The 18,587-nt window shown below is 44.7% G+C and carries 18 protein-coding genes; 11 read left to right on the forward strand and 7 right to left on the reverse strand.

Annotated elements, in window-relative coordinates; translation table 11 throughout:
* Positions 1-410: 410 nt before the first annotated feature.
* The 3 genes from AB0763_RS15690 (at position 411) to AB0763_RS15700 (ending at position 2,980) form a co-directional block, all read left to right on the forward strand.
* Positions 411-1,010 (forward strand): hypothetical protein, encoded by a 600-nt coding sequence (locus tag AB0763_RS15690; RefSeq protein ID WP_306099388.1) that lies wholly within the window; start codon positions 411-413, stop codon positions 1,008-1,010.
* A gap of 113 nt (positions 1,011-1,123) precedes the next feature.
* Positions 1,124-1,864 (forward strand): hypothetical protein, encoded by a 741-nt coding sequence (locus AB0763_RS15695; RefSeq protein ID WP_306099389.1) that lies wholly within the window; start codon positions 1,124-1,126, stop codon positions 1,862-1,864.
* Between the two features lie 750 nt (positions 1,865-2,614).
* Positions 2,615-2,980, forward strand: a complete 366-nt coding sequence (locus tag AB0763_RS15700; protein WP_306099390.1) for a helix-turn-helix domain-containing protein — start codon at positions 2,615-2,617, stop codon at positions 2,978-2,980.
* A gap of 79 nt (positions 2,981-3,059) precedes the next feature.
* Here the strand turns inward: AB0763_RS15700 and AB0763_RS15705 are convergent, their stop codons facing one another.
* The 3 genes from AB0763_RS15705 to AB0763_RS15715 all read right to left on the reverse strand — a co-directional run bounded on the left by AB0763_RS15705 (position 3,060) and on the right by AB0763_RS15715 (position 5,057).
* Complete coding sequence (locus AB0763_RS15705) at positions 3,060-3,599, reverse strand: peroxiredoxin family protein (RefSeq protein WP_306099391.1); 540 nt, start codon at positions 3,597-3,599, stop codon at positions 3,060-3,062.
* Positions 3,600-3,895: 296 nt separating this feature from the next.
* Positions 3,896-4,462, reverse strand: a complete 567-nt coding sequence (locus AB0763_RS15710) for a carboxymuconolactone decarboxylase family protein (protein ID WP_306099392.1) — start codon at positions 4,460-4,462, stop codon at positions 3,896-3,898.
* Positions 4,463-4,472: 10 nt separating this feature from the next.
* Positions 4,473-5,057, reverse strand: coding sequence for an NAD(P)H-dependent oxidoreductase (locus tag AB0763_RS15715; protein WP_306099393.1), 585 nt, complete (start codon positions 5,055-5,057; stop codon positions 4,473-4,475).
* 549 nt (positions 5,058-5,606) lie between these two features.
* Between AB0763_RS15715 and AB0763_RS15720 the strand changes: the two genes are divergently transcribed.
* From AB0763_RS15720 to AB0763_RS15730, 3 genes are all read left to right on the forward strand, one after another.
* The gene (locus AB0763_RS15720) at positions 5,607-5,882 is read left to right on the forward strand and encodes a putative quinol monooxygenase (RefSeq protein ID WP_306099394.1); all 276 of its coding nucleotides are present in this window, start codon (positions 5,607-5,609) and stop codon (positions 5,880-5,882) included.
* A gap of 286 nt (positions 5,883-6,168) precedes the next feature.
* Complete coding sequence (locus tag AB0763_RS15725) at positions 6,169-6,513, forward strand: multidrug efflux SMR transporter (protein WP_306099395.1); 345 nt, start codon at positions 6,169-6,171, stop codon at positions 6,511-6,513.
* Between the two features lie 5 nt (positions 6,514-6,518).
* The gene (locus AB0763_RS15730) at positions 6,519-7,073 is read left to right on the forward strand and encodes a TetR/AcrR family transcriptional regulator (protein WP_306099396.1); all 555 of its coding nucleotides are present in this window, start codon (positions 6,519-6,521) and stop codon (positions 7,071-7,073) included.
* 187 nt (positions 7,074-7,260) lie between these two features.
* Here AB0763_RS15730 and AB0763_RS15735 read toward each other — a convergent pair whose 3' ends face one another.
* Positions 7,261-8,787 carry a DUF3612 domain-containing protein gene (locus tag AB0763_RS15735; protein ID WP_306099397.1) on the reverse strand — a complete coding sequence of 509 codons (1,527 nt, stop codon included), beginning with the start codon at positions 8,785-8,787 and terminating at the stop codon, positions 7,261-7,263.
* A 128-nt stretch (positions 8,788-8,915) separates the two neighbouring features.
* Between AB0763_RS15735 and AB0763_RS15740 the strand changes: the two genes are divergently transcribed.
* Together AB0763_RS15740 and AB0763_RS15745 are read left to right on the forward strand one after the other, a co-directional pair.
* Positions 8,916-11,078: a malate synthase G gene (locus tag AB0763_RS15740; RefSeq protein ID WP_306099398.1), complete on the forward strand. Its 2,163-nt coding sequence runs from the start codon at positions 8,916-8,918 to the stop codon at positions 11,076-11,078.
* Between the two features lie 61 nt (positions 11,079-11,139).
* The gene (locus AB0763_RS15745) at positions 11,140-12,744 is read left to right on the forward strand and encodes an isocitrate lyase (RefSeq protein WP_306099399.1); all 1,605 of its coding nucleotides are present in this window, start codon (positions 11,140-11,142) and stop codon (positions 12,742-12,744) included.
* Between the two features lie 105 nt (positions 12,745-12,849).
* Here the strand turns inward: AB0763_RS15745 and AB0763_RS15750 are convergent, their stop codons facing one another.
* Entirely contained in the window at positions 12,850-13,749 is a 900-nt protein-coding gene (locus AB0763_RS15750; protein WP_306099400.1) for a LysR family transcriptional regulator, read from the reverse strand.
* Between the two features lie 111 nt (positions 13,750-13,860).
* Between AB0763_RS15750 and eamB the strand changes: the two genes are divergently transcribed.
* On the forward strand, positions 13,861-14,445 hold the full coding sequence (gene eamB, locus AB0763_RS15755; protein ID WP_306099401.1) for a cysteine/O-acetylserine transporter: 585 nt from the start codon (positions 13,861-13,863) through the stop codon (positions 14,443-14,445).
* Between the two features lie 253 nt (positions 14,446-14,698).
* Here the strand turns inward: eamB and AB0763_RS15760 are convergent, their stop codons facing one another.
* Both AB0763_RS15760 and AB0763_RS15765 read right to left on the reverse strand, forming a co-directional pair.
* A complete protein-coding gene (locus AB0763_RS15760; RefSeq protein WP_306099402.1) occupies positions 14,699-15,169 on the reverse strand; it encodes an arsenate reductase ArsC in 471 nt (156 codons plus the stop codon).
* Between the two features lie 150 nt (positions 15,170-15,319).
* Complete coding sequence (locus tag AB0763_RS15765; RefSeq protein WP_306099403.1) at positions 15,320-15,880, reverse strand: DUF1285 domain-containing protein; 561 nt, start codon at positions 15,878-15,880, stop codon at positions 15,320-15,322.
* A 157-nt stretch (positions 15,881-16,037) separates the two neighbouring features.
* Here AB0763_RS15765 and AB0763_RS15770 point away from each other — a divergent pair, with 157 nt between their 5' ends.
* Together AB0763_RS15770 and ahpC are read left to right on the forward strand one after the other, a co-directional pair.
* Positions 16,038-17,447, forward strand: coding sequence for a GGDEF domain-containing protein (locus AB0763_RS15770; protein WP_306099404.1), 1,410 nt, complete (start codon positions 16,038-16,040; stop codon positions 17,445-17,447).
* Positions 17,448-17,886: 439 nt separating this feature from the next.
* Positions 17,887-18,444 carry an alkyl hydroperoxide reductase subunit C gene (gene ahpC / locus AB0763_RS15775; protein ID WP_306099405.1) on the forward strand — a complete coding sequence of 186 codons (558 nt, stop codon included), beginning with the start codon at positions 17,887-17,889 and terminating at the stop codon, positions 18,442-18,444.
* Positions 18,445-18,587 lie beyond the last annotated feature (143 nt).

Genomic DNA, 18,587 nt, shown 5'->3' on the forward strand with positions numbered 1-18,587 from the left:
AGCAAAAGTCTGGACGTCCCTATGCCTAGTATTTTGAAAGACTGGGGACAGTTGATGGAGGGTTTGCCTATGGTAAATCAGTCGTTGGCGAGTTCAGCAAGCTTACACCTGAGGCTCGGAGCTTTTGGTGTGCTGTTTGGCACCTTAGTGGTGTTTTTTACGCCGCCTGTTGCGTTCTGTCTTACAGTGCTTACTACTATCTTCTTGTCAAAAGTGTAATTGCTTAGGCACGTAACAGTCCGGCTGCCGTGCCGCCTCTCTTCTCTGAACTGAACATTCTTCAAGTACAAACATAACAAAGCAAATCAATGGGCGCTTAACGCTTGGGTACTTGTGGTTTTAAAGTTTTTTGTTGCTGCAACATTGGTGTAAGCGCCACTGTTTGCGGAGTTATAAATTTCTAGAGTTTAATGGATATGAACGAGTTTATTAATCTATTTTGGCAGCCAACGATATTAGTCGGTGCATTGACATATCTAGCAAAGAAGACAATTGAGCATCTATTTAAAGTAACTGAGAAAAATTATGAGACTTCAGCCAAAGCGGTTTCTGAAAAAGAGTTATCTTTATTTAAAACTGAGCTTGGAAGAGCAACTCAAAAATTCAATGTTAAAACTTCGGGTGTTTATGAACGGCAAGCACTAGCGTTTACCGAGCTATATTCCTACGTTTCTGATCTTGATTTTTACATGAATGTAGTTATGAATCAGGGCGCTCTAGGTGATGAAAATGAGAAAAAATTTAAAAGTGTATATTTTGAACTACGAACTTTTTGGCGTAGGAATAGGCTATTGATCCCTGAAGATATTGATACGCTGATAAGCGCTTTAGTTAATGACGCTTTTTGGGGGGTTGAAAAGTATAATTCGGGAGAACGCCGATTTATATCGGGGGATTTTGACGGTGGTACAAGTCAAAAAAATGAAGCTCTGGAACTAACAAAATCAATCCCTCAAATACTAAATCTGCTAACAATTGAGTTTAGACGGCACATAGGGGTCACCGAATAAATTTATAACAAGGCGCTGCAATAGGCCTCGTAATTTCATGCATTTTGCAGAGAAAAATGACGCGCCATCACTCGGCTATTGAGCTAAGCGTTAGCCTTCGTAGGAGAAATTTCGTGGATAATATTCCAAATACTTTTTTAACAAGAGCATCGGATATTCTTGGTGATACTACATGGGGTTTGTCTGGTTCAAACATCGTCAAAGTATTTAACGATTATGCGTATGATTTTGATGTTGAAATTCCCCATAGTATCTATCCATTTGATGCGCCAAATAAGAGAAGCGCATTGTTAGATAACTTAAAGGTTTTTGAACCAGAGTTGCAATACAAAATTATAAGAGAGCTTTGTAAGCACCCTAAGTTACCTCAGCCTGTAGCGGAAGATATTAATAACCTAAAAATACAACTTATCGCACGCTACAGTAGTGTTTTCGGCAATGTAGTCGATACGACTCTGAATCAGCCATTAGTCGAAGAAGTTAAGTCGTTTCTGTCTGACTTCCCAACTAGTGAGGCTGTTTATCTAACTGCTCTAACAAAGTTCAACAACAACGTTTTTGAACGTAACTTACTTGATGATTTACGTTTGTCTTTGGAGCTACTCCTAAAAGAGGTATTTGGCAATGAAAAGTCACTAGAAAACCAAGTCCCTTCAATCGGACAGTTTATTAGCTCTAAAGGTGGATCAAAGCACTTTTCTAATATGTTTAGAACTTTGGTCGATTACTATACGAAGTATCAGAATGCATTTGTTAAGCACAATGATGCTGTAGTAGAGGAAGAGGTTGAGTTTATCTTTGAGATGACATCCTCCTTCATGAAACATTTAATCAAGATGCACCACAAAGGCTAACAAACGTTCAAGTAATCAACATACTTTTCTAATTCTCCTATACGCTATAGAGCATTAGATCTAAAACGTTTCTGTCCAAATCCCTGTTAGTAGATGCGATACTATAGAAACCCAACCAATGAAGAGTTGGTGATCGCCCAGCAGTCGGTAGCCTTACTGTAAATTTCTTTTTATTAACTGAGAGTTGAAAGCGAGCTTGATGCTCGCTTTTTTGTTTTTATGCTGGAAAGGCTAAGCAGCGTATGGCAGTACATCCATAGCGCTATTTGCTTTTGCCAGTGATATTTATCGCCCCATAAGTGGTTTCAAAAAAACATCGGCCCTGTACTGTATTATATTGGGGGAGTGTTTTTCGTGATGATCGTCTAGCACAGAACCAGGTTACTAAAAGTCTACTAGTTGCATTCAACGTTCAGGTCACTAATATATACCGCAAAGCATCAGTGGCGTTGACTTATCTATCCACTCTCTTTGTGGGGTCACTTATCATGAGTCGGGCTCTTATCATCAAAGTGTATGCGTTATTGTGATGCTCAACATGGAAGCTTAAGTGTGTCTTCGGTCGATACTTATCATCCCTAAGGTGACTTCTTCGCTCTCTACGTGTCCACGCAAGAGGCATGATGGATGACGAAGGCGAATTCAATGGTTCGGCAGTGTGACTCTGATGTGGTAAATAGAGCAAAGCACCGTGGTTTTATAGGATTAAGTGAAACCGCAGTTATCTAGTTTCTGGATTTTCGAGGCAGTATGAAAGCAAAAGTTGAAGTTGACTTAAAAGGGCGTAAAAGTGTTGTTGATGCCTGTACGGAGCCTTGTGCGATAGAAAAAGGGATGCGGATCTTGGGGTCAAAATGGAAAGGTTCTATCATCTACCATTTGAAAGATGGCCCGGTGAGGTTTAATGATCTTTCAAGAATGCTAGGCGGGGCAAGTAAGAAGATGGTGGACCAGCGCTTAAAAGAACTCGAAAGTGAAAATATGGTGGTACGCCGCGTGCTCAATGATAAGCCACTAGCAGTAAGTTACGAACTGACTGAGTTTGGTAAAAGTGCGCTAACGATTCTGGAAGAGTTGAGAAAATGGTCTGAAAGCAACAATGTACAACTGAAATAGTTTGAGTCACATTCACCACTAAAGCTGTGTGACAAGACAACCTATCCTGGTTGCCTTGGCCAAAATTTGTTGATAATACTCAGTAGTCTAGTGTCCCACGGATAGGGTAGTGATTTACTGGATCGCGAATCCAGGCTAAACCACGTGTCAGCGCCCCTAACTCAGGTCTTATAAATGGGTTGTTTGATAGGTCAGCCACATGCAACTTCCCCTGCTCATTGACGATAAAGAGCCCTGGCTCTGCAAAGTTATGGTCGGTTTCGGCGGCAGAACGCGGTAGAGAAATATACAGCCCCAGCGTCTTCATTTGTTGCTCACTTAGGCCATAAGCCATTGGAAAACTGATATTGAGTTTTTCCTGGTGCTCCTCCAACTGTTGTTTCGAATCACCAGAAACCGCCAGAATATCCACACCTGCATCACTAAAGGCTTGTTTATAACTCTCTATTTCATTGAGATATTTGGTGCAGAGTGGGCAATGCTTACCACGATAGACAAACACCGCTTGCCAGGTGGCATCGCCTTGAGGCTGGCCCAGCGTGACTTCGTTTCCATCCAGTGTTGTTGCCTTTAAGGTAGGGAAAGTGTCACCCGCTTTGAGTTTCTGTGAGTATGCCATGTTAGCTCCTTGGGTTGATCGCTTGGCTAAGGTTTTTAAAAATATGACAAGATGAAGTCTGTGGCAATGAGTATGCTTTGAGTCACTGGCTTGAAACGCTAAACATAGAGTCACTCAATGCCAAGCTTGTTGGCTGCCACTGTTGAATGGTCGTAACCAGTGGTTAACCAAGGGAAAATGACACCATGAATGATGTCGATGTCAATGGTACTGTTCATCATGTCTCCTTGCGCAAAGCACTGTAGCCATGAGGTCAGACAGTGCTTTGACGGGCTTTTGGTAACGGCTTATTGAGATCAACGCTCGCTAGGGTGTGTCCAAGCGAACTTCTGGAATGGGGCATCGGGTTCAGTGTGTGCCAGTGCGTTGGTGAAGTTTGAGATAAGCTTTGCAGACAGTCCCGTCAGAACTTCAAGCGCTTGGCGTTTGGTAAAGCCTGCGTCTAGGAATGCTTGTAGCCTCTGATTGCCAATATGACCACGGTTATCAAGCAATGCTTTGGTAAAGTCATGCAGAGCTTGAAGTTTCGGATCTGGAATCGTTGTGCCTTCACGTAATGCGTCAATCACTTCATCTGGCATTTTGCCTGCTTTCATCATCCAAGTGTGACCAGGAACACAATAATGACAGTTATTTTCAAAGTTTGCGGTCATAAAGACCACTTGTTGCTCTAAAGGGCTAAATGTCGTGTTCTTCATAAAAAGATCAAAAGTGGTATTGTACGCTTCGTAGGTTGCTGGTGCTTCAGCGAGAACGGCGTGCAAATTAGGTAACATACCAAAGCCTTTTTGTGACTGTTTTACCAGTGCCTTAGACTCTTCAGGGGCAGTTTGTGCATTGTAGTAAGTAAATTCGGTATTCATGACAATCTCCTTAAAAGTTGGCGTCTAGGTGAGCTTCAAATCGAGCGAAGTCGTTTTCAATGTCGGCGTTTTTCATGACGTCATAACAAGCAAATGTGGGCAATGCAGACATGCCAAAGAAGCGGAAGTTGGCGTGCATGTGGAACATCAAATCATCCACACTACGACCTTGGAATAGGTACTCACTATCGTCGTTAAATGACTCTTCAGGTGCGTTGAGTGTTAAAGACAGCATGTATTTCGTCTGAGTACGCGTGCCACCAGTGCCGTAATTTTTCTTTGGCTCCTCTGGAGTCCGACCATCAAATGCACATAACGCGCCTCCCATACCAGCGGTAAATACATCATCCATGTATTTCTTGAAAGACCACGGGATTGTCATCCAGTTGACTGGTGACTGAAGAATGACTCGGTCTGCCCACTCAAAATGTGCCAGTTGTTCATCAACCACGATGTCATCTTGCATCGTTACTACGCGAACTTGGTGGCCCTTTGACTCTAACTGTTCGCGCGCTTTCTCGACCAAGGTCGCATTGAGCTTGCCTTCAGAAAATGGAGATGGTTGGTGTGCGTTTATGATTAGAACGTTATTCATGATAATTAACCCTTCGATAATTTGACTGTTTTTATCGAGCGACCCATGACGCCTCTCTTGCGGTTTATTATGGTTACCTACATGTCTAGTTCAATTAGTTAACTTTTAGTAACCACCATAAATACTCACCGAATTTTCATTAACTTATTGTTTAAAAATAATTTTATTTTTTCTGTTGAGATGGGTGAATTAGGGAGAGAATAGGGTAATCAAAGGGTATCCTAAAAATACTTATCATCATTTTTTGTCTGATTATCATTGCCAACTGAACGAATGAGCCTCAACTTGCCTAGCGATAGTGGGTAAGAAAATTTGGTCGCTTAGATAAAGGCTGCCTGTTCATCTTTGAACTCATTGATTAAATACTTGTTAGTCAACTTACTCACTCACCGGCGTCCAATCTCTGCGGGCAGTTGCGATACGTAAAAGTGGTTAATTATTCTACAATCGTCAGGTGTGTTGTCTTAGATTTACCCATTGATGGGGGATGGCAAAGCGCTGCCTTTTTATTTATGCTCGCGAATAGAATGTCAATGACAAGGCGCGCACATGACTAAAATCATACTCAAGGGCTTTATATTAGTACCGTGTGAAGATCTACAAATTGTTGAGCAAGAACTCCCCACACACACCAAACTGACACTGGAAGAAGATGGCTGCTTGGCATTTTCAGTAACGAAAAACAAGGCGAACCCAAACCGATTTGATGTTTATGAAGTGTTCACCGATAGGCAGGCCTTTGACCAACATCAGATTAGGGTAAAGCATTCCTATTGGGGGCAAGTTACCGCCAATGTTGAGCGCCATTACGAGATTTTTGATTAAACCACTCGAACGGCAGAATTCCATTAAACGTCACCGCACGGTTTGCCAACACTCGGCTTTTTTCATTCGTGGATGGTGATATGACGCTTGATTATTATAAGTTAATGATATTCTTGCAAAGCGATTAGGCTCCGCGTTATTGAGTATCCAAAGATACGGTGATTACGAACTGAGCCCACATGACTCACTGGTTATCAACGAACAACGAATGGGCTGTGTAATCATCAAATACCTTGATAACAAACAGACCGTTTGGTATGTTTTGGCGAAACTAGGAGGAGTCACCATGAATTCAATCGTTTTGGCCTATGTCGCCCTTGGGTTCGCCATTGTCAATGAAGTACTCGGAACCACATTTTTAGCCAAATCTGAGCAGTTTACTAAACTGACGCCGAGTGTACTGGCGGTCTTGTTTTATTGCGCCTCATTTTATCTACTGTCCATTGCGTTAAAAGGGGTATCACTGGGTATTGCTTATGCGATTTGGGCTGGTTTAGGTATCGTACTGACTGCGGTCATCGGCAGGGTCGTGTTCAATCAAGCCTTAGATATGCCAGCCATGCTAGGTATCGCCCTGATTGTCAGTGGGGTTGTGGTGATTAACGTGTTTTCTCAATCCACAGGGCATTAAACACCATGAGTGAATCACATCGACGTAACAAAGACCCAATCGCGGTGAAAAAGGCATTGATTAATGCCGCGGTTCATTTAGCGCTCGAAGGTGGGATTTTGGCAATCACGACCCAAGCGGTTTGTAAAAGGGCTGGGGTTTCAAAGGGTGCGTTAACGCATCATTACTTAAACAAGCAAGCGTTATTATCCTCGGTGTTTGATTCTTTGATTGCCTTATTTGAAACCGAGTTGTTCAAGGTATTAAGTGATGATGACGTCACGGACGTTGCGTTCACAAAAGCGTATGTTGAGACGTGTTTTAAAACGCTCGAAGATGAACATTATCGTCCTATTGCGGCGCTCTCTACCTTGCTGATTGGCGATGAGGACTGCCGCCAACAATGGAAAACTTGGCTAGAGGGAATGCTCAATCAATATCAAGTGACCGACCAGAGCCTGCAATGCCAGTTGGCCAGGTATACCGCAGATGGGGTTTGGTACAACCGGTTGATTGGCAATGGGCCGACGGATGTTCACACCCTCAAAGAGAAAATTCTCCATAGTTTACTGTCAATCTGACTGCGTGTGGTCAAGGATAACGCAGGAAAAATCTCCACAACAAGGCAAGATTTTTTCTAATAAAGCCAATAATCTAGCTGGTTATTCTCCCCGTGATTTTCTTGGCGACCTTATCGAGTTTTTTAACCCGCTATCAGTGAGACTGGCAGGTATTTGGTTGCCACAGCGATTGACCCATACGCTTAATTTACGGCTCTTCGCCATTGCGATAACAACTCGGGGTTCGCGGGCACACCGCACCTCGAGAACAAATGGTTCGCGCCTCGTTTTCGATCCCTCTTTCAACCCAATTAATATTGAGAATTTTGGCTACCGTCAGCAGTTCTTTTTTGAGTGTACTTGGAATCGGCGCAGAGCCGCCATTGCTCACACACGTGCGTTTTAACTCCTCGGCAATACTGATGGCATCAAACCCTTGCGCTTCAATAGCGGGGTTTAAATCAATCCCGGAACACAGTACGTGTTGTGTGTTGGCCAGATCCGATACCTTAATCGATTCACACGCATAGATCCTAGGCTGCTCGCCGACATTGAGAATCGAAATTTGCGACGACGTGCCGGTCAAAGGCGCATTGATCATGCGAAATACCGCCCAATGTTGGCAAGGGTCTTCGACCAGCCGCATGTTGCCCCACGGCAGAGGAATGCCATTACCGCGATACACGGCTTTGAGTTTACCCGGAGGATAGGCATCGAAATAATGCCAATGTGGGTAAGGAGAAACCGCCGTCATTCGACGCATCGCAACCGAAGGGGAGACGCCAGCCATCTGACAGGTCTCAATCTCATAGCCGTTTCTATCCAGCATTTGCCGAAAAGGGACTTTCGGACATAGCAAAGCGCCGGCGAAAAAACTGCACTCAAAATCTCGCCACGCTTTCAAGATATCTTGCGCATCCATCCCAGAGTTGGGCGCGGGATGACTTCGCTCTTGCAGTGGGGTGATCTCGTCTTTGCCGGTCACTAACACATTGCGCATGCCATCATTATCGTGCAGCACACTGTGGCCAATATGCACCGCCAGATTGTACTTTAATCGGATCGGATAGCGCTCCATGATTTTGTTGATGTAGATGGTTTTTGGCGGCTCGAAGAAGGAGGTAACGATATGCTGGCGCTCGAGGTGCATCGTGTCGCGCACCGATTTTGGCGTGCGGCTAAACCACTTTATTTCAATCCCGTGTTGTTTGGTGATGATCAACATGTCTTCCAAACTCAATGGCAGTCGTTTTTGACCGATCTCTTCAGCTGCCCGCTCTAAATCTGGGAAATGATTTTGATGGTGTTCTTGGTGCGCCCGGATCAGCAGGTGGGCAAATTGCCGACCACTGGTCCCGGTCTGTGACAAAATTTCCGGGATGGCGATCTGTAAAATTTCTTTTGAAAATAGAAAGTTGGGCTCTAATGCCATGCCACTAATACCGCCGCTTGAGCCCTTGTTTGGGGTAATGGCTTGCTGCTCTGGAAGGTCATCGAGAAACCATGCAATGTCTTTTTGAAAGACCTCAGCGATGACTTCCAACACCTCTTCACTGGGAACGCGTTTCCCCCTTTCAATCATCGACAAATACGACACAGACGGCGCGCAGTCTGGGTCGAGCTTAATGCAACGCGCCGACAAGTCTTCCATGGTGAGGCGATTGCGTTTTCTGAGGTTGCGAATTTTGGTGCCCAAAAAGTGGGTTTTGCGCGATAGGGTATTTTTATTCTTCATTTTTGTAAAATTCACACTGTGTAATTTTTATTGTGAAATTTCAAACTATTTTCAAATAGACTAAAAATCAAGCGACAAGTGATTGCTTTTTGACCTCAACAATAAAAATACGCAAAAGGATATCTGAAATGAACATGCCCCTACTTAAAAATATCAAAATCAATCAAGGGTTCTTTCACTTTATCAATGACGAAGTCTTGCCCTTACTAGAACTTAACTCAGACACCTTTTGGCGTGATTTTGAATGTTTATTGGCGGACCTTTCACCGGTCAACCGTCAACTGCTGGCAACGCGTACTCGCCTGCAGCAGCAGATTGATGACTGGCATCAAACCCACTCAGGGCAACCCACCGACCCACAAGCTTACCAAGCATTTTTACAGGATATTGGTTATTTGGTCGATGAAGGTGACGATTTTGAGATTGAAACCCAGCATGTGGATGCTGAAATTGCCACCCTCGCTGGCCCCCAACTGGTGGTGCCGCTGAAAAACGCGCGCTTTGCGTTAAATGCGGCGAACGCGCGTTGGGGCAGCCTTTACGATGCCTTATATGGAACCGACGCGCTCAGCCACCAAGAAGCGGACAAACACGATATCAATCATCGCAAAGATCGCGTGGTTGAGCAAAGCAAGGCGTTTTTAGATCAAGTGTTTCCTTTACATAATGGATCTCATCAAGACGTGACAAGTTATGTGCTTTACTACCATCACTTGTTGGCTTTTTTCAGCGATGGCTCAAAATCAGGCCTTAAATCACCCAAGCAACTGGTGGCGTTTAACGGCCGTCATTGTCAGCCCGAGTCCTTGGTTCTGAAAAACCATGGTTTACATGTTGAGATACAATTCGATGCCAGTGGCGTTAATGGTTCGAGGGATCGTGCTGGCATAAACGACATCGTGATTGAGTCGGCGCTCAGCACCATTATGGATTGTGAAGATTCGGTCGCGGCAGTGGATGCCCAAGACAAATTAGAGATCTATCGCAACTGGCTCGGCTTGATGCAGGGGACGCTAACCGCTCAGTTCGACAAGCAAGGCAAAGCGATGACGCGTCGATTGCAAAAGGACCGTGAGTATACCGATTTAGACGGTCAGCCTTATGTTTTGCCAGGGCGATCTTTAATGTTAATTCGCAATGTTGGCCACCTGATGGAAACGGATTTGATCCACGACACGCAAGGAGATTGTGTGCCAGAGGGTATCGTCGATGCGGTGGTCACCAGTTTGATCGCGATGTTAGATTTGCAAAACCAAACCGCACTGACCAACAGCCGAACTGGCAGTATCTATATTGTAAAGCCCAAAATGCACGGGCCCGACGAGGTGGCATTTAGTTGTCAATTGTTCTCACGCGTTGAGCACATGCTCGGCCTGGCTGAAAATACCATCAAAATCGGCATTATGGATGAAGAGCGGCGCACCAGTTTGAACTTAAAAGCGTGTATCCGAGCGGCCAAACACCGAGTGGTCTTTATCAACACTGGGTTTCTCGACCGCACCGGCGATGAGATCCACACCAGTATGCATTGCGGTGCTTTTTTACCGAAAGAAGCCCTCAAGAAGCAAGCGTGGATTGCCGCCTATGAAAATCGCAATGTGGACATTGGCTTGCAATGCGGGTTATCCGGTAAAGCCCAAATCGGCAAAGGAATGTGGGCCATGCCAGATGAGATGGCTGCGATGATGGCACAAAAGCAGGCTCATCCTCTATCTGGAGCCAATACCGCTTGGGTCCCATCCCCCACCGCCGCAACGCTGCACGCGCTGCATTATCACAGTATCGATGTCTTTGCCGAGCAGCAAAGAATCAAACAGCGGCCGCCGACCCTCTTACAAGATTTACTTAAGATTGCCGTGATGTCAGAGCGCGATAGCCTCTCACAAGAACAAATAGACCGCGAAATCGACAATAACGTGCAAGGGATTTTAGGCTATGTCGTGCGCTGGATTGATGCCGGGATCGGTTGCTCGAAAGTACCGGATATCAACCATGTTGCCCTGATGGAAGACCGTGCGACCTTGCGTATTTCAAGCCAGCACTTGGCGAATTGGTTGTTGCATGGCGTGTGCACTCAGCAGCAAGTTGAAAGGGCGATGGTACGCATGGCCAAAGTGGTTGACGAGCAAAACACAGACACCGAAGGTTATTTGACGATGTCCAATAACATCGATGAAAACCGTGCGTTTCGAGCCGCACACGACCTGATTTTTAAGGGGGTAGAGCAAGAAAATGGTTACACAGAACCCCTGCTACACGCGCACAGAAGACTGGCGAAACAAGCGAGATAAACCAAAATTTATTCTCTGTACCTACAAGGCCTAGGCCACTTATATAAAAAGGATAACCACTATGACAACCTACAATCAAACGATTCAAAACGCCGCTGAGATCATTCGCCGCCAAGGCCAAAACTGGACTGCGATTAACCCAGAATACATTGCGCGTGTTCAGTTGCAAAATCGCTTCAAAACCGGGTTAGATATTGCTAAGTTCACCGCGAAAATCATGCGTGAAGATATGGCAAATTACGATAAGGATCCAACCCATTACACCCAATCGCTTGGCTGTTGGCACGGATTTATTGGTCAGCAAAAAATGATTTCAATTAAGAAGCACTTTGGCAGTACCCGCAGCCGGTACCTGTATCTCTCGGGTTGGATGGTGGCGGCGATGCGCTCTGAGTTTGGCCCCTTGCCCGACCAATCCATGCACGAGAAAACCTCGGTCCCCGAACTTATCGAAGAGCTTTACACTTTCTTAAAGCAAGCCGACGCTCGCGAATTGCAACATTTGTTTAAGGATTTAGATGAGGCGAAATCCGCAGGCGATGAACTGAAAGCGCAGGCGGCGCGTGAAAAAATTGATCAATTCGAGAGTCACGTTGTGCCCATTATCGCTGATATTGATGCGGGCTTTGGCAATGAAGAAGCCACCTATTTACTCGCCAAAAAGATGATCGAAGCCGGCGCTTGTTGTATTCAAATTGAGAATCAGGTGTCCGATGCCAAGCAGTGTGGCCACCAAGATGGCAAGGTGACGGTCCCTCATGAAGACTTTTTGGCAAAAATCAATGCGGTGCGTTATGCCTTTATGGAGCTCGGTGTTGAAGAAGGGATCATTGTTGCTCGTACCGATTCTTTGGGGGCGGGCTTAACCCAGAAAATCCCAGTATCAAAGGCACCTGGCGATCTTGCTGAGCAATACAACGCCTTCATTGATGGCGAAGAAGTGACCGACCTGACCCAGATCCAGTCTGGGGATATGTTACTGAAACAAGGCGATCGTTTGATTAAGCCAACCCGTCTTGCCAATGGGTTAGTGCGTTTTAAGCCGAATACGGGCGGCGATCGGGTCGTGCTCGATTGTATCACTTCACTGCAACATGGCGCAGATTTACTGTGGATTGAAACCGAGAAGCCGCATATTGGTCAAATTGCCAGTTTGGTCAATCGGATCCGCGAGGTGATCCCGAATGCAAAATTGGTCTACAACAACAGTCCGTCTTTCAACTGGACACTCAACTTTAGACAACAAGTGTTTGACGCTTGGAGTGAACAAGGGCGTGACATGGGGGATTATCAAAGAGACCAATTGATGTCGGCACAGTACGATGACAGTGAATTGGCGCAGGAGGCGGATCAACGCATTTGTGCTTTCCAGCGAGAGGCAGCTCAGCAAGCGGGTATTTTCCATCACCTGATCACCTTACCGACCTATCACACGGCGGCGTTGTCGACAGATAATTTAGCCAAAGCGTACTTTGGTGATAAGGGCATGCTGGCTTATGTTGAGGAAGTACAAAGACAAGAGATCCGTCAGGGACTTGCCTGTGTTAAACACCAAGATATGTCGGGCTCGAATATTGGTGATGATCACAAAGAGTACTTCTCCGGTACTCATGCTTTAAAAGCGTCAGGCAAGGACAATACCATGAACCAGTTTGCTGCGATGTAATAGACGCTAGCGATTACTTTAGGCTTTTAAAAAGCGGGCGCTAAGCTCGCTTTTTTTAAAGCAACCAATAGGGCATTTCAATTCGGTCATCTCAATGAATTTGATTTACCCCTGAGTTGAGTCAATATGTTGGTACTCACTGTACATGCAATCGATAAACACTTGCATGGCGGGCGTCATACACTTGCCGGCATGGTAGCCACAACGCGGATAAATCATTTGCGGTGCTTCTGTCAATTCTATCGCTTGTAGCGATCCTGCTTGCAGTTCGGTTTCCACCGTAAAACGAGGCAGGTAAGTAATACCAATATCGCTTTCTACACAGTGCTTGATGGTATTGATACTACTGAGCTCAATCATGTTATCGATGTGAATATTGCGCTCTTGCATAATGCGCTCAAAGCTCTGACGAAATAGGCATTGCGGCCCATTACTGATAAAACTGACCTCGATATGCTGATCTGGTTGTTGGACATTGAAGTCACTTAACAGGGGCGACGTCACCAATACCATCGGCTCGGGTCGAAACTCATGTACTTTGAGGGCTTCTTCGTTACCAACGTGATAAAACACGCCTAAGTCGGCTTTATCTGCAATTAACTCATCGCGAATTTTATAGCAATTTTGTGATTGTAAGGAAAGTTTGACTTTAGGCGCTTTTTGACGAAATGCTTTTAGCACGTTGGCCATTTTATAAGCCAGTTGTGTTTCTGCGATCAAAACGGTTAATTCACCGCTTGGCTCCGAATTTTCTTGTTGCGCAGTGCCTTCAATATTGTCCATGACCCGCGTCAGCTCATAGACATGAGGTAGGATCTTTTTACCCGCTTGGGTTAGAACCATTTTGCGACCAATTTTTTCAAACAATTGTAATGAGAGATCTTGTTCTAACTGTTTGATTTGAAATGTTACTGTTGATTGCGTGCAGTAGAGCTTTTGCGCTGCTTTTAAAAATGAGCCTTCTTCAACAATGGTCTTAAAGGTGACAAAGCGCTTTAAGTTCATCCTCCAACTCCTAACAAATAGTTCGAGAAATTCAAATTATTAGTTTTAATATATTTGATTTTTAAATTTATTGAAGGTGAGTATAGTGCACAAAAAACAGGAGAGACAGCGATGAGTGCGATTTTTACCGCCTTTTTTACTTATGTCATTATTACTTCATTTACACCGGGCCCAAATAATATTTTATCGCTCAGTATCGCCACGCAGCGCGGTTTTAAGTATTCCACTAAAGTCATTTTGGGCATGTTCTGTGGCTATATTATTTTAATGCTGTTGTGCGGTGTTTTTACTTATCACATGGTCAACTTACTGCCCGTGATCACGCCATGGCTTACGTGGGTGGGGGCGGCCTATATCGTGTGGCTTGCTTGGACAATTGCCAACAGTGATCTGACCACGGCTACCGAGCGCTCGGAGAGGGTAACCTTCTTGGCTGGTTTTGGTTTGCAGTTTGTGAACGTAAAAATCATCTTATATGGCATCACGTCGATTTCGACTTTTGTATTGCCTTATACCACTGATATCAAGTGGATCTTATCGGCAAGTTTATTGTTGGCTTTTATAGCCTTAGCGAGCAATTTGACTTGGGCCATTGCCGGAAAACTCTTGCAATCACAGTTTCAGCAACACGGCAAAGTCATCAATAAAATCTTAGCGTTAACCTTGCTCTATTGTGCTATCCAGTTGTTGATGTGACGTGGTCACATTTGTTTTTATTGACTTTGCTGATAGGCGTTCGTATTAAGGCCACCATGAAGGTGTTGGTGACAGGCCGGTTATTGGTCAGCTAGAGGAAGTTGATCATTGGACTCATTGTGATTGAAACGAGGTGAATCAATCTGGGTCACTATTGAGTGTCGACTCGAATTTAGCCCGCAAAAGCGAATGTTTGGTTCGCTTTTGCGATGCGTTTGTCAGCGAGGTCGTACAATATCGCGTTGGTCGCGACCTAAAGGTAGGAGGCTTGCAGGGCTTTTTCTTTGAGCTCTTGTGCATCCATCGAGTGGAGGCTTAAACTCGCCAAGCGTTCGATACGCTGTTTTAAGTGGTCAACAAAATTATCACAAAGACTGTAAAACTCACTTTTCGACTCGTTGTGCTCCGGTAAAGATTCTAAATCCCAAGCCACTCGAATACCCGATGACAGCCAATTTGGGCAGGTTTCATTGTGCATACTATCACAGACAGTAATAATGAGATCCGGATGAAAAGCCAATTTTTCTTCCCAAGAGGTACTGCGCAATTCACTGATATCAAATCCATTATCAGATAAATATTCGGCGAGCTTCGGATTGATTTCCCCTTTGGGGTGACTGCCGCCACTGGCAACCTCAAAATGAGCAGGCAAATAGCGTTTGGCAATGGCCTCAGCCAAAATACTGCGGCTGCTGTTATGGCGACAGATAAACAAAATTTTCATAATTCACCTCGTTTCAATGACGTTTGTCCATCAATAAAGTAGATGATTTATGTGTCAATTTAACGACTTGTCGGGTGAATTCTCAGCGCAATGATCATTTTTTTACACTTTTGGCACGCGCTCGAGGTTTTTGAGCTTTGTGCATTGCGATCACTCGTTCAAGGTTTCTTCATCGGGCAGTAACAAATAGTGTTGTCCAGCACTGTAGAGTCCCATGCCTTGACCTTGGGCGGTTTTTATCTCTATAAGTTCGTTGGCTAACGAATAAAAGGTCGAGCGCTGTAACAAGGCTTTCATTCCAAAGCGCATAGAGATGTAAGGTCGCTGCTCACCGTGAAAGTCCGCTAGCCATAGGTCACAATCGATGCCTAAAGTCGGTGACTCTCCTGTTAGGGTGGTAAATTGAACCGCTGCGCCTTTGGGGGTGGTGACCCACTGCCAATCGGTGACTAAAAAGTGAGCGTCCTCGACTTGAATTCTGACTTTTTCCGCGGGGGTTTTTAAAAATACCTCGTTGCCTTCTGTCCATAACACTTGGCTAAATAGGCGAATTAAGCCGATACGTTTAATGACACAACCCTCGTGAACCCAATCGCCATTCGCTTTGATCTGAATATCAATATCACCGCAAAAAGGAGGGTGCCATTGTTCTAACATAGGGATCTTACCCGAGGGAAGCTCGGTCAAACCTTGAAGAATATTGCTGTTCATGTTCACTCCTTGAACCGTCACTGAGGCGGTTTCAGTCTTTCGTTACTGTCATAGTGGTATGGCTGAATGTTAATTTAGTGTCATAAAAAGCAAGTTAGCAGGTAAAATAACCAATGAAAAGTGTTTAGAGTTGAATTGAACGTTAAGGCTCTTTAGTATGGCAAAATTAGCTGTGTCTGCGCGATACAGACGTTCTGAACAAGACAAACGGCCTACTATGCCAAATTCTCATTATCGAATCATTTCATCCAGTTTACTGCTAAGCCGCCGACTTGTGTGGGTTGTGGTTGCGTTGTGCAGCTTTATTTTACTCTCTTATCCTTTTGATTTAATAAGAATATACCAACCGTTATCCGGCGGGCCTGGCACTCACCCTATCACCGCGCTCAACTTTTTACTTTTGGCATTGTCGTTGCTGTTTTTGCGGCGTCATCGTCTGGTGTCTTTTGCGCTGGTGACTTTAGTCTCGGTGATGGTGGCGATCCGGTTGGTGGCGACAGGGGAGCAATCTTGGTTCGCACTCTTGGTTGAGGCGCTAACCTCAACGTTGGGCTTTTCAATACCGAGCGGTGTGCAAATGGGCACCAATACCGCGTTTTCTCAAGCGGGGTTGTCGTTTTCTATTTTGGGCTTGTTGTTTTTCCGCTCGTGGATTTTGGCTCAAGCAACCGCCATTTTTGCTTTGTTCTTACCCTTTGTGTCTGTCGTCGGCTATATTTATTCTATTGAAAGCTTCCATGGACAAATGTCTTTGCCTACAACGTTACTGGGTCTCTTGTTAGGTATCGCGAGCCTATTGACCACGGCCCACAAAGGAGTACTAAAAGCCTTCTTGATGCCAACGTTTGCGGCCAAAATGATTCGAGTGCAATTGATTTGTGCGATTGTCTTTTGTTTGTTTGGTGGGTATTTGTTTGTCCAGGTGATAGACAATGCCAACAAAAGCTTTGCCTTGTACGTGGTGGCGATTTGTACCTATATCTGTTTTTCACTGTTTTTTAGTGGTTTGTTATTTGAAAGGGCGGACAAACAACGCAGGCAGTTGGAAAGAAAATTGACCACCGCCGCCTACACCGACCCATTGACCGGGGTGTACAACCGCGCTCATTTCGAAAAAATCTTTGATCTCACCTTGGCCAACAAGCACAAGCCCGATTGTTGTCTGCTGCTCATTGACATTGACCACTTTAAGCAGGTTAATGATCGCTTTGGTCACCCGGCTGGCGATAAAGTGTTACAGCAAGTGTGTCAACAAATGAAGTCAGTTACTCGGGGCTCAGACACCTTATTTCGTTTAGGCGGAGAGGAGTTCGCCTTACTATTGCCACTTACCAATCTCGATATTGGTTACAAAGTGGCAGAGAAAATACGCCTTTCTCTTGCTCAAACTCACATTGCCATTGAACAAGAACATCAGGTGATCAATCACCAAGTCACGATTTCGATTGGCTGCACCACCATTTCGGCAAAAGACTCGGTCAAAGAGGTCATTCGCCGCGCCGACCAAGCCTTGTATCAAGCCAAAGCCTTAGGCCGTAACCAAACCTGTGTCAGTAAAGAGCGATAACGCACGACAAACCTTCGTATGGTCCTGTTTGACAGTGAGGCGTGACTAAGGAGATTGCTGCGCTATCATCGCCCACATACAGAATCAGACTGGGACAAGGATGAATGAAAAACAAACAAAAACGCCCGTTTTGTTGTAATTTTATTACAGTTTCTTCGGCTATTGTTACCAAGGCGTTTTTGTTTGGGGTTAGTTGTTAATTTTTTGTTTTTGTTTTTTTGTGAATTGGTTAACACTATGGGTATTTTGTTTTGGTTCCACAGTGCGCTAAAAAAACAAATAAATCGTTATTATTTAATAATTTTGTTTTTATGATAGGCGAATACTATTAATATAATAGGGAATGTCGATTTTTCCTTTTACAGCGAAAGGGGCATTATAGTTTCAACGGCGCGGGGAAGCGCCTTGTACAAATCTTACTACATTGAGAGAGTTAATCATGATCAATACCGAAATCAAACCATTTGCAGCAACAGCTTATAAAAATGGCGAATTTGTTGAAATTACAGAGAAAGATGTAAAAGGTAAATGGGCGATTTTCTTCTTCTACCCAGCAGACTTCACGTTCGTATGTCCTACTGAACTTGGCGATGTTGCTGACAAATACGAAGAATTGCAAAAACGTGGTGTTGAAGTGTACTCAGTTTCAACTGACACTCACTTTACTCACAAAGCATGGCACGATAGCTCAGAAACGATTGGCAAAATCAACTACTACATGGTTGGTGACCAAAGCGGTACTATCACAAACAACTTCAATGTAATGCGTGAAGGTCAAGGTCTTGCTGACCGTGCAACTTTCCTCGTTGATCCAGAAGGCATCATCCAAGCGATGGAAATCACTGCAGAAGGCATCGGCCGTGATGCAGAAGACCTACTTCGCAAAGTGAAAGCAGCGCAATACGTTGCCGCTCACCCAGGTGAAGTTTGCCCAGCTAAATGGAAAGAAGGCGAAGAAACACTAGCACCTTCTCTTGACCTAGTAGGCAAAATCTAAGCTGTCTTTAAGATAGTTTGAAGTAAGCGCCTCACAGTAGGCGCTTTTTAATTCGCCAGAAACGCCTTTTTGTGCGATTTTTAATCGTTTTTCTGGTGTCTTGAGTGCGATATGAGTGTCGTTCTCTCTTTTTATGCTTCGAT

The organism is Vibrio sp. HB236076, from assembly GCF_040957575.1.
Lineage (GTDB): Bacteria > Pseudomonadota > Gammaproteobacteria > Enterobacterales > Vibrionaceae > Vibrio.

Excerpts from the sequence above, each read along its gene's own strand:
- AB0763_RS15690 (WP_306099388.1), top strand. The coding sequence starts at position 411 with ATGGATATGAACGAGTTTATTAATCTATTTTGGCAGCCAACGATATTA.
- AB0763_RS15760 (WP_306099402.1), bottom strand. The coding sequence starts at position 15,169 with ATGAAAATTTTGTTTATCTGTCGCCATAACAGCAGCCGCAGTATTTTG.
- AB0763_RS15730 (WP_306099396.1), top strand. The coding sequence starts at position 6,519 with ATGAGTGAATCACATCGACGTAACAAAGACCCAATCGCGGTGAAAAAG.
- AB0763_RS15765 (WP_306099403.1), bottom strand. The coding sequence starts at position 15,880 with ATGAACAGCAATATTCTTCAAGGTTTGACCGAGCTTCCCTCGGGTAAG.
- AB0763_RS15745 (WP_306099399.1), top strand. The coding sequence starts at position 11,140 with ATGACAACCTACAATCAAACGATTCAAAACGCCGCTGAGATCATTCGC.
- AB0763_RS15725 (WP_306099395.1), top strand. The coding sequence starts at position 6,169 with ATGAATTCAATCGTTTTGGCCTATGTCGCCCTTGGGTTCGCCATTGTC.
- AB0763_RS15770 (WP_306099404.1), top strand. The coding sequence starts at position 16,038 with ATGGCAAAATTAGCTGTGTCTGCGCGATACAGACGTTCTGAACAAGAC.
- AB0763_RS15715 (WP_306099393.1), bottom strand. The coding sequence starts at position 5,057 with ATGAATAACGTTCTAATCATAAACGCACACCAACCATCTCCATTTTCT.
- AB0763_RS15705 (WP_306099391.1), bottom strand. The coding sequence starts at position 3,599 with ATGGCATACTCACAGAAACTCAAAGCGGGTGACACTTTCCCTACCTTA.
- eamB (WP_306099401.1), top strand. The coding sequence starts at position 13,861 with ATGAGTGCGATTTTTACCGCCTTTTTTACTTATGTCATTATTACTTCA.
- AB0763_RS15740 (WP_306099398.1), top strand. The coding sequence starts at position 8,916 with ATGAACATGCCCCTACTTAAAAATATCAAAATCAATCAAGGGTTCTTT.
- AB0763_RS15735 (WP_306099397.1), bottom strand. The coding sequence starts at position 8,787 with ATGAAGAATAAAAATACCCTATCGCGCAAAACCCACTTTTTGGGCACC.
- AB0763_RS15710 (WP_306099392.1), bottom strand. The coding sequence starts at position 4,462 with ATGAATACCGAATTTACTTACTACAATGCACAAACTGCCCCTGAAGAG.
- AB0763_RS15720 (WP_306099394.1), top strand. The coding sequence starts at position 5,607 with ATGACTAAAATCATACTCAAGGGCTTTATATTAGTACCGTGTGAAGAT.
- AB0763_RS15700 (WP_306099390.1), top strand. The coding sequence starts at position 2,615 with ATGAAAGCAAAAGTTGAAGTTGACTTAAAAGGGCGTAAAAGTGTTGTT.
- ahpC (WP_306099405.1), top strand. The coding sequence starts at position 17,887 with ATGATCAATACCGAAATCAAACCATTTGCAGCAACAGCTTATAAAAAT.
- AB0763_RS15750 (WP_306099400.1), bottom strand. The coding sequence starts at position 13,749 with ATGAACTTAAAGCGCTTTGTCACCTTTAAGACCATTGTTGAAGAAGGC.